Genomic DNA, 13,505 nt, shown 5'->3' with positions numbered 1-13,505 from the left:
TCCCCATTGTCTCAAATCCCGGGCCGGGCCACGAACCGGAGTGCGGCACATCGTCTGGTGCGGAGTGCCGCGGCCCCCTCCTCTTGCCCGGGTCACGACCGGCTGTGGCCGCGACCGGTTGTCAGCAAGGACGGCGCCAGCCGTCCAGCTGCAGGTCCTTGAGCATGCTGGACAAGCCGAGCTCCCGGGCCCGCTCGCATCGACCCAGCGTCTCCACGTACTCGACGTTCAGCACGGCCTTGCCCGCCGCTGTGAATGGGCCGTATGCCTCGCATTCACCGTGGCGAAAGCACTCCTCGTTGATCGCGAAGTCGAAGTACGGTTCCAGTTCAGTGATCTGATCGACATCGTTCTTGAGGGCGATCGACAGGCCTCGCTCGTGAGCGAGCTCTGTCAGCGCCCGGTTGTACCTCAGCTGGTCGTCCGGACTCAACGGGAAGCCGGTCCGGTTGACGTAGCCATCGACATTGTCCGGTTCCACGGCGTCGAAGCCCTTGCTCGCACATTCGTCCATGCGCGCCGCCATGATGGGGAGGAGCACATCCAGTCGGCGCACGTCCAACCAGTACTCGTCCGCCCAGTCCTCCATCGCGTCGCCGACCACTTCAGGAGGGAAGCGGCTTGCGTCAGACCTCCACGTCTCGAGCGTCCCGGCGCTGAGATAGCAGATCGTCAGTTTGCCGTTCTTCTTGAACTCCCGGACGCTCGCCTCGGTCGTCTCCTCCCCGTCCATGCCGTAGACGTCGATCCCCGTCTCGAGCTCCGGTGTGCTGCGCAGTTGCCACTGCCACTGTGCTCCTGGTGCGGGTACCAACAGCTGTCCCGGAGTCGAAGGCCGAGCTTGGGCGGATGAGGACTTCTGCGCCGGTGGACGGTCCTCTGCCACGCGCAGCAGCACGACAACGAGCGCAGCCGCCGCGACCATGGCCACCACAGCCGTTATGGAGAACACCATTCGTGCCATCACGACGCCTCTTTCTCGGGGAAGCCGTTCCAGGGATGAGGCAGGACGCGATCCGTGACGAGCAAGTAGTCCACGCCCAGGCCGGTCGCCGTCGTGCGGACCCCCGCGAGTTCCGTGGGGCTGCAGCCGTGGACCAAGTGCCAGCGGCCGGGACGGAAGGACAACGACCCACTCACGGCAGCATAGTCGGACGCCGTCCCCTCGAACTCGCACACGACGTCGAGTGCTTCAGCCGTTGCGGGGTCCGGCACGGTGCCTGGATTGCCCGCGATGTGGGTCGTGCCGTCGGCTCGGAGGCGAGAGACAGCCTCGAGTGCCCGGACGGACCCCGCGTCGCCGGGGTCCCCAGAGGGGAAGCGGTCGAGCATGACACCGGTCACCCCATATCTCCGTCGCCAGGCCTCGGCGTCGCGGAGAACCTCATCGACAACCCGGGTGCCGTAGTCGACATCGATGTAGCCCAGCACCGCCAGCCCGGGCGCCGTGGCACCCAGCTCGCTCAGCGCCGGGCCGTAGTAGGGGTCGTTCGGTTCACCCGGACCGTTGTGCACATTGACGACCACGAATCCGTCGTCGATTCCGTCCGCTGCGGCGAAGCGCTCAGCCATATCCCGCCAAGCTCCGGGGTCCGCAGCGGGGTGGACGTACCAAGGAACACCCGGGCGCGGTGCTCTCACGCGAACACCCGGGCGTCCGAGAAAAGGTGGATCAGCAGTCCCAGCGCCGCAGCAGCGGCCCCGATGCTGATGAGTACGGCCGGGAGACCATCCGTCGATCCGATGACGAGCATGACGAGCACCGCAAGGGCCGCCGGAACGAGTCCTTTCACCTGAGCTCCGAACGCGGTGAGGACAGACGACAGCGTGGCGAAGACCGAGAAGAGCACAGCCCCCACGACCGTACTGGAGAGTTGTTCCCGATCTGCTCCCGTACCCATGACGATGAGCACCACGAGACCGGCTGCGATGGCCGCGACGACCACGACGGCGAGACAGGCCAGCCCCCATGCGAACCAGCGCGACCAGAGCAGCGAGGTGGAGCGGTGGGCGAACCACCAGAGCCGCCCCCGCAAGGCCACGATCCCGGGGTCAGTCAGTGCCACGGCGAGCACGGAGGTGGTCACGAACGCCGTTCCATGGCTGTCAGGCACGACCGACAGAGCGATGACGAGAGCCCCAGCGAGAAGGATAGCCTGGGTCACGGGCACGGTCAGTCCGCGGACGTCGGACAGGTCCGGACGGGCCAAGGTCTGTTCCGACCTGACGGCGCGTACGGTCTGCAGGACGATCACCACAATGGCGGCGACCGCGGGCAGAACCATCATCGGGCCGAACGACACGTGGGCATCGGCCGAGTGGCCCAGCGCGGACACCAGCGCCTGCAGGGTGACGGCGCTGACCATCGTCAGCAACGGCAGGCTCACTCGGTTCATCACCGTCAGGATGGACATGGAGAGGGCGTAGGCCACCCAGCCCAGGAGCAGGAACGCTCCCGTGAGACTGATTCCACCGGTGAGCAGCAGGCTGATTGCCACGACGACAGCGATCCCCGCGCAGACAAGCGCGACCACCCCACCGTGCCCGGCCGCGCGTTCCATGGGGTCGAAGCGAAGGCGGTGCCAGACGACGCCGGCCACCGCCTGACCGAGAACCCACCCGGCGCAACCCGCCACGATCATCTCGAGGGAACCTGCGCCCAGCTGCATCTGCACCAGGCCGCCGAGCAGGGCTCCGCAGATGAGCACCGCGGCACGCATCCAGCCTGCTCGGACATCCAGCGCAGGAGAAGACGCCTGCTCTTGCTCGTCCTGGCGATTTCGCTGACCGAATATCACCACGGCCAGGTCGAAGACCGAGTTGTATCCGTACGCGGCGCTGACCGTCCGGTCGCTGTGACCACGGGACTCGATGTGGGCGGCGGCGTCGAAGAGGTCGACGACGTCTGCCAGGTCACCGAGGAGCGCCGGTGACTGAACGGCCGGCTGCCGGGGCGGACCCCATCCATCGCCTTCCAACAAGACCCGAGTCGCAGGGGCCTCCACGGTCAGCTCACCTTCTGAAGCTCGGTGTGCACTTCAGCGAGGCGGCGTTCCACAGCCTGTGCCGGATAGGCGGCTTTCGCGTACTGCTCACGGTACTTGTCGAGACACACGCGCAAGTCGAACTTGTTCAACGTGTGCTCGCGTGCGAGGCGACCGGTTCGTCGACGCAACAGGTCATTGCTCAGAAGCTGGACGCACGCATCGGCGAAGGCTTGGGGGTTCCGAGCGGGGACGAGACGGCCGGTGAGCTGCTCGTCGTCCAGGCACTCCGACACTCCGCCGACATCCGTGTTGACGGTGGCTCGCCCGCACATCATTGCCTCGACGACGGTGAACGGCAGGCCTTCCGAGATGCTCGACAGGGCGACGACGTGTCCGGCTTCGATCGCAGGGCGGCTACCCGCGGACGGGCCTTCCCAGCTCACCGCGTCGCTCACACCCAGTCCTTCAGCCAGCGCCACCAGCTCTTCCTTGTACGGCAGGTTGGCCCGCTGGACGGGACCGAAGATTCTGAGCCTCGCCTCGGGGACCTCCTCGCGGACGAGGGCGAAGGCGCTGATCAGGGTTTCCAGGTCCTTGAGGGGATCGATCCGGCCCACGAAGGAGATCGTGGGCACGGACGGTTCCGAGTCGATCGGCGTGTATGTCGACGGATCCACCCCGTTGACCACGGTCTCGATCTGCTCATCGGTCGCACCGAGCAGTCGCTCCCACCGAGCATTGAACCGGTTCACCGGCAGGATCTTGGGGAATTCCCGATACGCGAGCCGGCACACGGCAGAGATGAAGGCCGTGACCGCCCGGCGGACCGCCCACGACATGTCCGACGCCCCCATCGCCAGGTAGCGCTCCCGCAGGTACACGCCGTGCTCGGTGAACACTCCTGGTGTTCCGGTGCGCCACATGTGCACCAGCCCCACCAGAGCCGCCGGGCCGTTGCCGGTGGCGTGGACGACGTCCGTGTCCCCCATGCGGGTGTCGACCAGCGCCAGCGTCCTGTCCACGAGCCCACAGACGGTCACGGCCTCTCCGACGTTGAGCGGGCGGGCCCCCAGAGGAACCTGCCTGGCCATCCAGGCCGCCAGCAGCGCGGGGATGGACCCCCTCGCTGCCAGGAGACGTGACACGCTCACATGCTCAGAGATCTCGACCAGTTCTCGCATGGCGGCGGTGAAACGGTCGTGGTGCTCAGCGGTTTCTGGCGCCAGAGCGGCATCCCACAGCTGGTCGAGCAGCCGCTCCATGCGATGTCGGTGGACGGAGCGAGCCCGCAACGGCGACGGCCAGCTCCCCCACATCGGCACTCGGTGCACGGCCTGCAGGTTTGCCGGCCGGTCCCACACGATGGGCTCTCTTCCCGTGGACACGATTGCCGTGACTTCGAACTGGTGCTCCGGGATCCCCGAGATCAGTTGATCGCACCATGTGCTCACTCCCCCCGTGGCGATGGGATACGTCCCCTCCGTCACCATTGCTATTCGCATCCTGCTCCCCCTTTGCAGCGCGGCCATCCACGGATCTCCGCCATGGCCGCCGTAGGTGCGGTCGGCACGCCCCCGCGTGCCGACCGCACCCTTGATCACCTTTCGGGACTCAGCCCGCGCTCACGACCGTGTTCTCCTCGGCCGTCGACTAGTTCCCGCCGACCGGCTGTGCTGCAGCCGGCTGGTCCGGGTTCGCGCGCCGCTCCCCCGCCTTCGCGGACCCCGGCTTTGCCAGCGGATCGGCGCCGACGACCGGCTCCTCGACGAGAGCGAGCGGCTCCTGCGGCGCGATCTCGGTAGTGGATGGGCCGGTCGGAACGCTGACCTCAGAGAACATCCGCAGCTCCTGCACCGCGGCCGGGGCTTCGGCGCCCCAGGCGATCGGGCCGACCTCCAGGATCCTCGTGCTGCCGGCGGCCACCGTGAGCTCACCCGTGTCCTTGCCGGCGTACGATTCCGGAAGGGCCGTGCCGGCGGCTGTCGTACCGTCGGGCATCGAAACCGGGATCGTGGCTCCGTCCCCGCCCGCAGAGAGGTGCACCTGCCCCTGTCGGTAGTAGGCCGTGACGTCGTCCTCGGTCTTCCACTGCGTCTGCTCGAGCAGCTCGGCTCCGGCCTCGGTCATCGTGGGGTTGACGACCGGCGTGTTGTCCGCGAAGACGCCGCGGTAACCGGTGAGCAGTCGCTCCAGCACCGGGTAGATGATCCGGTGCTGCGTCTGGTTGGACTGATGGACGTAGTGCGGACGCGGATCGATGCCCAGTAGATGCCCTGTCGCGATCCGCGCCTCCAGCGGGACGATGTAGTCCTGAAACCCCGTGGACGTGGACAACGGTTCGATGCACGACGTGGTCGCCGGGTTGTCCTCACAGATGCCGGACCCGCCGTCGGACCTGGCCGTGTAGACCCAGTTGTACTCATCGACCGCCTGTTCCCGCGTGGCCGTGTTGTAGTAGATGTTCATCGGGTACCGGGGCACTGTCAGCGCGGAACCGACAGATCGTTGCTCCTTCTCCCGCGATGCGTCCGAGGCGACCCACTCGACACCCGTTGCGGCGAGCGCCGGTGCAAGGTTGGGGTTGTCCTCAGGCATCTGCGGCAGGGAACGCAGCCCCGAGTGCTCCCCTGTGACCAGCGCCGTGGGTTCGGGCTTGAGCCCGTTGGCCGAGGCGAAGACCCGGTTCTGCTCGATCTCCTCCACGATGGCGGCTTGTGGGACGTAGCGGACGTTCCCCGATTCGTCCCGGGCGCACTCCCAGGTGCCGAGTCCGGTCGTCAGCTGCTCGCAGCCGAGATGCGGGTGCGAGTAGGTGTGGTTGATGAACCGGAACACGCTCGCGCTGCTCCGGTAGGCCTCCAGCACGGGGTCGGACTTGCGCTTCTGTTCCTCGAGGTACTCGGCAGTCCCGGCCCCGTTGTACGTCACGTCGACATGGAGACCCCACTTGGCCTCCCAGGACTTCTGGAAGGTCACGTCCTTGGCCGTCATGCGCGCCGTGGTGCCCGGACCCGTGGAGGGGTAGAGGCTTTCGTCGCAGTCGTCGCCGTAGGTGCAGTTCCCCTCGGGGTTCCAGAGGGCGTCGGCCATGAGCACGTCGTCCGAGTGGACGGAGAACCAGTTGGCGTACTCGCCCAGGTGTACTCCCCGGGTCAGCCATTCCAGCTGGCCGTGGGCCAGGACGTTGAAGTGCTGCTGGTAACGGTTGGAGGCGTAGCTGTTGAACAGTTCCTCGCGCGCCCCGTCGTCCATGACTCCGCTGAGCACGCCCTGGGTGGAGCTCCCTGGCACCACCGCGGTGACCAGGGGCGTGACGGTGGTGCCCGCCGTGCTCGCGGGTGTGGCGAGATATCCGTAGGACTCTGTCACTGCGCTGTCGAAGTCATCGAGCTTGACGGTGCCCTTCAAGTACCCGAAACCGCTCTGCTTCGCTGCGGACGAGACGGTCGTCGACATGCCGTCGACGGGCCCCGAGTACGTGGGTGTGTTCATGCCGTGCTCGGCGCTGGGCCAGACGTAGGCACTGATCTGGCGCACACCGAATCTGGCTTCGAACTCGTGCAGTGCCGTCAGCTCCGCCTGGCTGAGCCCGGCAGGAGCGGAGGTGGGCATGATGACGCCCTGGAACCTGGCGTGGGGCGCTTCGGCGTCGGGAGTGGTCAGGTACGCATCATCCAGCGCAGGCCGGTCCGCGGCGAGCAGGTCCAGGACCTCGAACGGGATGCCTTCCCGGGTCAAGCGGTCTGCATAGGCTGCGACCATGTCGGACCCGTCGGAGACGACCAGGACCTTCAGATCGACCTTCGGATCCACAGCCTTGTCGACAGCGGCGGACTCCACGGCGGCGGCCGAGACCGCCACCACCTGACCCGCCGGTACGGCGAGAAGCACAGCACCGAGCAGCGACGCGGCGCGCCACCACGGGTTCTTCGTCACGTGGCGAACGCCACTCCGTCCGGCGGGCGGAGAGAAATCACGGATCATTGGTTCCCCCAGGAAATCCGAACCCAGCACACACGGCACGAGGCGCGGAAAGATCAACAACCGGGCGGTTCCCCCGAACCGGCCCGATCTACGGATAAAACACACAGTAGATGGACGCCGGACGCCGGACGCCACTGTGACCTAAAGCGTCCAGGGGAACTTCCGCCGACAGCGACCACCGATGGGATGCGTCGAGGGCAGGGCCGAGTCACCATGATCGGACGGTTGGTCCTCGGTCTTCCGGGAGGGCCGGTCCGACCACGGCGGGGTCGCTGGTGTTCCTGGACGGTGAATCAGCCCCACAGATGTGCCACCGCGCACCAGACGAACGATTCGCCTGGTCTTCGGCCGACAGGCGAAAACGTGATACTCGTCGTGGCACCACGGAGCCCGGACGCCACAGCGTCCGGGCTCCGTGTAGATACTGTGCGGTTGTCAGCGGATCCCGGCCTGCCGTTCGGCGGACTCGACCACGTTGAGCAGCAGCATGGCCCGGGTCATGGGCCCCACCCCGCCGGGGTTGGGCGAGATCCAGGAGGCCTTCTGCGCCGCGGCCGGGTCGATGTCGCCGGCGAGCTTCTTCCGCCCGGTCTCGGGGTCCTCCACGCGGGAGACCCCGACGTCCAGGAGCACGACGCCGTCCTTGAGGCTCTCGGCGGTGATCATGTGCGGTCGCCCGGCGGCGGCCACGACCACGTCGGCCGTGGCCAGCAGCTCGTCGAGGTTCTGCGTGCCGGTGTGGGCGAGGGTGACCGTGGCGTTGATCTCCTTGCGGGTCAGCAGCAGCCCGATGGGCCGCCCCACGGTCACGCCGCGGCCCACCACGAGCACGTGCCGGCCCGCGAGGTCCACGTCGTTGCGGCGCAGCAGCTCGACCACCCCGTTCGGCGTGCACGGCAGCGGGGAGGCCATCGGCTCGGAGACGTTGAGCACCAGGCGGCCGAGGTTGGTGGGGTGCAGCCCGTCGGCGTCCTTGTCCGGGTCGATGCGCTCGAGGATCGCGTGGGTGTCGAGGTGGTCCGGCAGCGGCAGCTGGACGATGTAGCCGGTGCACGCGGGGTCGGCGTTGAGCTCGTCGAGGACCTGTTCGAGCTCCGTCTGGCTGATGTCCGCCGGCAGGTCGCGGCGGATCGAGGCGATGCCGACCTCCGCGCAGTCCTTGTGCTTGCCCCCCACGTAGGAGTGCGAGGCGGGGTCGTCGCCCACCAGCACCGTCCCGAGACCGGGGGTGATCCCCCGCTCGGCGAGCACGGCGACGCGCTCGGCGAGCTCGGCCTTGATGGCGGCGGCGGCCGCCCGTCCGTCGAGGACCTGCGCGCCCATGCTCACCACTCCTCGAGGCCGTCGTAGAGCGGGAAGTCCTCGGCCAGCCGGTCCACGCGGGCGCGGAGGGCGGGGATGTCGGCGCCGGGCTTGAGGGCGGTCGCGATGATCTCGGCGACCTCCTCGAACTGCGGGGCGCCGAAGCCACGGGTGGCCAGGGCGGGCGTGCCGATCCGCAGCCCGGAGGTGACCATCGGCGGGCGCGGGTCCCACGGCACGGCGTTGCGGTTGACGGTGATCCCCGCCTGGTGCAGGAGGTCCTCGGCCTGCTTGCCGTCCAGCTCGGAGTGGCGCAGGTCCACCAGGACCAGGTGCACGTCGGTGCCGCCGGTCAGCACGGAGACGCCGGCCCGGGCGACGTCGTCGGCGCCGAGCCGCTCCGCGAGGATGCGGGCGCCCTCGACCGTGCGCTCCTGCCGGGCGCGGAACTCCTCGGTGGCCGCGATCCTGAAGGCCACCGCCTTGCCCGCGATGGCGTGCATGAGGGGCCCGCCCTGCTGGCCCGGGAACACGGCGGAGTCGATCTTCTTCTTCAGCTCCCCCGTGGTCAGGATGACCCCGGAGCGGGGACCCGCGAGGGTCTTGTGCACGGTGGAGGTCACCACGTGGGCGTGCGGCACGGGGTTGGCGTGCAGGCCCGCGGCCACGAGACCCGCGAAGTGGGCCATGTCCACCCACAGCTTCGCCCCGACCTCGTCGGCGACCGCGCGGAACGCCTCGAAGTCCAGCTCCCGCGAGTACGCGGACCAGCCGGCCACGATGACCTGCGGGCGCTCGGCGAGGGCCTGCTCCCGGACCCGGTCCATGTCGATGGTGTAGCTCTCGGGGTCGACCTCGTAGGCGGCGATCTCGTAGAGCTTGCCCGAGACGTTGAGCTTCATGCCGTGGGTGAGGTGCCCGCCGTGGGCCAGGGAGAGGCCCATCAGCTTGTCCCCGGGGGTCATGAGCGCCTGCATGACGGCCGTGTTGGCCTGGGCGCCGGAGTGGGGCTGGACGTTGGCGTGCTCGGCGCCGAACAGGGCGGTGGCCCGGTCCCGCGCGAGGTTCTCGACGACGTCGACGAACTCGCAGCCCCCGTAGTAGCGGCGCCCGGGATAGCCCTCGGCGTACTTGTTCGTCAGCACCGAGCCCTGCGCCTCGAGGACCGCCCGGGGCGCGAAGTTCTCGGAGGCGATCATCTCGAGGGTGCCGCGCTGACGGCCGAGCTCGTCGGAGATGGCCGCCGCGATCTCCGGGTCGACCTCGGCGAGGGGCTGGTTGGTGACGGACGATGAGGTGCTCGTGGACATGCCGCTCCTGACGGTGGGGACCTGGTGGACCGTCTACGAGTTTAGGCGATGCCGCAGCACCAGGTCCCTCCCGGCGTGCGCGGCCCGGCCGACGACCTCCTCGAGGGGTCCCCGGCCGCGGGAGCGGCGCCAGAGCAGCGCGAAGACGGTGCCCACCAGCACGTGCACGAGGAACCACAGCACCGGCCGGCCGTAGTGCAGCTCCAGGAACAGGCCCAGCAGGTGCGCGGAGTACAGCGTCAGGGTCATCGCCCCGGCCGCCGTCAGCGGCAGCAGGAGGCGATCGGCCCGGCGGGCCACGAGCAGGCACACACCCAGCACGAGGGCCCCGGTGCCCATCCCGCTCAGCAGGGCGAGCGGGGTGTTGGTGTGCGGGCCCGTGACGGCCAGCCACCACCAGGTGGACGTGGGCAGCACGGGGTCCGGGCCGAAGACGAGCACGTCCCGGACGTCCTCCCGGCCCAGGAAGGGGCTCGCGGCGAGCAGCCGGTCGATCCCGCCGAGGGGGTGCAGCAGCAGCCAGGAGGCGGCCGCGGAGAACGCCGCGAGCGCCGCCCCGCCGAGGAGCAGGCCGAACTGCGTGCGGGCCGCCGAGAGGTCCAGGCGACCGAGGGCCATGCCCGCCAGGAGGTAGGCGAGATAGGTGACGCCGGGGTAGGACCCGGTCACGAGCAGCTGGGCGAGGGTGCTGCCCGGCGCGGTGACCAGCTCGGCGACGCCGGGGTTGTACAGGGTGAACCCGGGCAGGGCGGGCCCCAGGGCGTGCACCAGCACGGGCCCGAGCACGGCGGCCCCCGCGGCGCACGCGGCCAGGGCGCGCGCGGACAGGTGCAGGAAGGGCAGGGCGAGCAGGAAGAACAGGCCGTAGTAGACCAGGATGTTGTAGGCGGGCGGATCGGCCGGGGAGAGCTGGTTGATCAGCAGGCCCAGCACCGTGATCAGCACCGCGCGCACGAGCAGCCCGGCGCGGTCGGCCGTCATCCGCGGGCCCCGGTGGACGTGCGTCCCGCCCGAGCCGAGGGCCAGCCCCACCCCGGCGAGCAGCGCGAACAGGGCGGCGGCCCGGCCCGAGAACAGGGTCCACTGGGCGGTGGCCTCGAAGGTCTGCGGGTCCCAGGACGGCAGGATGTGCACCGAGACCATCCCGAGCAGGGCGATCCCGCGGGCCGCGTCGATCCCGACCAGGCGCCGGCCGGCGCGGGGGCGCGGTGCCGGCTCCGCGGACCGGGCCTCCCGGGCCGGGTGGTGGGCGTGCAGCATGACGGCGGTTCCCCTCTCGTGGCGCTCCCCGGGCCGGTGCCCGGGGTCCGGGTCCCCCTGACCCGTGGCGTGCTCCCACTCCAGCAGACGGGGATGTGGCGGCCTTATCCGGTTCCTGTGCCGGAGCTGTGAAGTGCGTCCGCACACGGAGCGGGCCGGTCCCGGGGGCGGGTGCGGCGCTACGCTGAGGACGGTCCGAGGACGTCGGCGCCGCCGGCGGGGAGCAGGAGGGAGACCGCCGTGACCGAGCCCGTGCAGCGGCCCACCGCGGTGGAGCTGCCGCGCCTGCGGCACCCCGACGGCGCCCCGGTGCGCGCCCTCGTCGTCGACGACGAGCCGCTGCTGGCGCAGATGGTCTCGATGGGCCTGTCCATGCTCGGCTGGCAGGTGCGCTCGGCCCACGACGGCGACGCCGCGGTGGCCGAGGCCCGCGGCTTCCGGCCCGACGTGCTGGTGCTGGACGTCATGCTCCCGGGCTGCTCGGGGGTCGAGGTGCTCGAGCGGGTCCGCGCCTTCTCCCCCACCGTCCCGGCCCTGTTCCTCACCGCGAAGGACAGCACCGAGGACCGCATCACGGGTCTCGCGGCGGGCGGGGACGACTACGTGACGAAGCCGTTCGACATGGAGGAGCTGCTGCTGCGCCTGCACCGGCTGGTGCAGCGGGCCGGCATCGCCCGCCCGGACGCCGCGGAGCTGGTGGTGGGCGACCTCGTGCTCAACGAGGACACCCGGGAGGTCCACCGGGGCGGCGACGAGATCGCCCTGACCGCCACCCAGTTCGACCTGCTGCGCTGCCTCATGGAGAACGCGCGCCGGGTGCTCAGCAAGCCGCAGCTGCTCGAGCTGGTCTGGGGCTACGACTTCGGCGGCCAGACCAACGTGGTGGAGCTCTACATCTCCTACCTGCGCAAGAAGGTGGACGCCGGCAGGGCGCCGATGATCCACACCGTGCGCGGGGCCGGCTACGTCCTCAAACCGGCCGAGTGAGCACCCCGCGAGGTCCGGCACGGCGGGTGGCGGCGCTGCAGCTGCGCACCAAGCTGCTGCTGACGGTCCTGGGGCTGCTGACGGTCGCGTGCGCCGCGGTGGGCGCCTTGGGGCTGGCGGCCCTCGAGGTCTCCCTGGACGACCAGCTGGACCGCCAGGTGCGGGACGCCTCCTTCCGGGCCATCGAGTACGGGGTGCGGGCCGCCGCCGGTCCCTCGGAGGAGCTCGAGGCCATGATGGACGTCCCCGCCCAGGGCGCGGGGACCCTCAACGCCCGCATCGTCGACGGCGAGGTGGTCCGTGCCGGGCTCTTCGCGGTGGACGGGACGCGGCAGGAGCTGGGCGAGGAGGACCGGCGGCGGGTCGCGGAGCTCGTGGCGGAGCTCGGCGCGGAGTCGGACGAGGACGGCGGCGAGCAGTGGGGCCCCGTGGACGTGCAGCTGGCCGTGGGCGGCTACCGGGTGCTGGTCGTGGACGACCCCTGGGACTGGGGGCTCGTGCTGACCGGTCTTCCGCTGGCCGAGACGGAGCACACGCTGCGCAGCTTCGGGGTGAGCACCGCGGCGATCTCGGCCGGCGCCATCGCCGCCACGGGGCTGCTGGGCCTCGTCCTGGTCCGGCGCACGCTGCGGCCGGTGGAGCGGCTCTCCGCCGTGGCGACCCGCGTCTCGGAGCTGGACCTCGACCGCGGGGAGGTGGTCCTGCCCGCCGGGGCCGTGGTGCCGGCCGCGCACCCCGACACGGAGGTGGGCCGGCTCGGTCACGCCTTCGGGCGGATGCTGGACAACGTGGGCCACGCCCTGACCGCCCGCCAGCGCAGCGAGACCCGGGTGCGCCGGTTCGTGGCCGACGCGAGCCACGAGCTGCGCACCCCGCTGGCCAGCATCCGGGGCTACGCGGAGCTCATCCGGCTCACCGAGCCGATGAGCGAGCAGGGGCGCAGCTCCCTGTCCCGGGTGGAGTCCGAGGCGGCGCGGATGACGGCGCTCGTCGAGGACCTGCTGCTGCTCGCGCGCCTGGACGAGGGGCGGCCGGTGGTCCCCGAGGACGTCGACCTGCTCGAGCTGGTGGTCGAGACGGTCAGCGACCTCCGGGTCGCGGCCCCCGGCCACGTCTGGCGCCTCGAGCTGCCCGACGAGCCCGTGCTGGTGCGCGGCGACCCGGCCCAGCTGCGCCAGGTGCTCATCAACCTGCTCGCCAACGCCCACCAGCACACGCCCGCCGGGACCACGGTCACCGCCTCGCTCGGCACCGGCGAGGGCCCGGGCGCCGGCGCGGAGGCCGTGCTCGCGGTCTCCGACGACGGCCCGGGCATCGGGGCGGACTTCGTGGAGCACATCTTCTCCCGCTTCGCCCAGGAGGACCACGCCCGCGCCGGGGCCTCCCGCGGAGCGGGGCTGGGGCTGTCGATCGTGGAGGCCGTGGTGCACGCCCACCACGGGCGGATCTCGGTCAGCAGCGTCCCGGGCAGCACCCGCTTCACCGTCCGCCTGCCGCTGGCGGACCGCTGAGCGGACGCGGCTTGCCCCTGCGGCGCCCGGGCCGTTTAATGAACTGGTCAGGAACCGTCGGCACGGACGGCCGTGCCCGCTCCCGTGCCGAACCGCAACGCCGCGTCCGGGGTCCGTCGCGTGCCGTCTGATCGGGTTTCTCCGTGCGGTGCCGAGGGCCGCGG

10 protein-coding genes are annotated in these 13,505 nt (G+C 70.3%); 2 read left to right on the top strand and 8 right to left on the bottom strand.

Features of this window, described 5'->3' with window-relative positions; translation table 11 throughout:
- Positions 1-121 precede the first annotated feature (121 nt).
- From QYM41_RS04560 to QYM41_RS04525, 8 genes are all read right to left on the bottom strand, one after another.
- Positions 122-964, bottom strand: coding sequence for an endo alpha-1,4 polygalactosaminidase (locus QYM41_RS04560; RefSeq protein ID WP_368798696.1), 843 nt, complete (start codon positions 962-964; stop codon positions 122-124).
- Complete coding sequence (locus QYM41_RS04555) at positions 964-1,641, bottom strand: spherulation-specific family 4 protein (RefSeq protein ID WP_368798556.1); 678 nt, start codon at positions 1,639-1,641, stop codon at positions 964-966. Before QYM41_RS04555 ends, QYM41_RS04560 begins: the two co-directional genes overlap by 1 nt.
- Entirely contained in the window at positions 1,638-3,005 is a 1,368-nt protein-coding gene (locus tag QYM41_RS04550) for a hypothetical protein (protein ID WP_368798555.1), read from the bottom strand. The genes QYM41_RS04555 and QYM41_RS04550 overlap by 4 nt, the downstream gene beginning before the upstream one ends.
- Before the next feature lie 2 nt (positions 3,006-3,007).
- Positions 3,008-4,477 carry a GT4 family glycosyltransferase PelF gene (pelF, locus tag QYM41_RS04545; RefSeq protein ID WP_368798554.1) on the bottom strand — a complete coding sequence of 490 codons (1,470 nt, stop codon included), beginning with the start codon at positions 4,475-4,477 and terminating at the stop codon, positions 3,008-3,010.
- Between the two features lie 160 nt (positions 4,478-4,637).
- Entirely contained in the window at positions 4,638-6,923 is a 2,286-nt protein-coding gene (locus QYM41_RS04540; protein ID WP_368798553.1) for a hypothetical protein, read from the bottom strand.
- A gap of 483 nt (positions 6,924-7,406) precedes the next feature.
- Positions 7,407-8,294, bottom strand: coding sequence for a bifunctional methylenetetrahydrofolate dehydrogenase/methenyltetrahydrofolate cyclohydrolase (locus tag QYM41_RS04535; RefSeq protein WP_368798552.1), 888 nt, complete (start codon positions 8,292-8,294; stop codon positions 7,407-7,409).
- Positions 8,295-8,296: 2 nt separating this feature from the next.
- A complete protein-coding gene (gene glyA / locus QYM41_RS04530; RefSeq protein WP_368798551.1) occupies positions 8,297-9,583 on the bottom strand; it encodes a serine hydroxymethyltransferase in 1,287 nt (428 codons plus the stop codon).
- 33 nt (positions 9,584-9,616) lie between these two features.
- Positions 9,617-10,843, bottom strand: a complete 1,227-nt coding sequence (locus tag QYM41_RS04525) for a heparan-alpha-glucosaminide N-acetyltransferase domain-containing protein (protein ID WP_368798550.1) — start codon at positions 10,841-10,843, stop codon at positions 9,617-9,619.
- A 240-nt stretch (positions 10,844-11,083) separates the two neighbouring features.
- Between QYM41_RS04525 and QYM41_RS04520 the strand changes: the two genes are divergently transcribed.
- Positions 11,084-11,830, top strand: a complete 747-nt coding sequence (locus QYM41_RS04520; protein ID WP_368798549.1) for a response regulator transcription factor — start codon at positions 11,084-11,086, stop codon at positions 11,828-11,830.
- Positions 11,827-13,341 (top strand): sensor histidine kinase, encoded by a 1,515-nt coding sequence (locus QYM41_RS04515; RefSeq protein WP_368798548.1) that lies wholly within the window; start codon positions 11,827-11,829, stop codon positions 13,339-13,341. The genes QYM41_RS04520 and QYM41_RS04515 overlap by 4 nt, the downstream gene beginning before the upstream one ends.
- Positions 13,342-13,505: the final 164 nt, after the last annotated feature.

The organism is Kocuria oxytropis, from assembly GCF_040981195.1.
In the GTDB taxonomy this organism is placed as follows: Bacteria; Actinomycetota; Actinomycetes; order Actinomycetales; family Micrococcaceae; genus Kocuria; species Kocuria oxytropis.
Note: the sequence above shows the minus strand (reverse complement) of the source record. Positions and strands in the feature narration are given on the sequence as shown.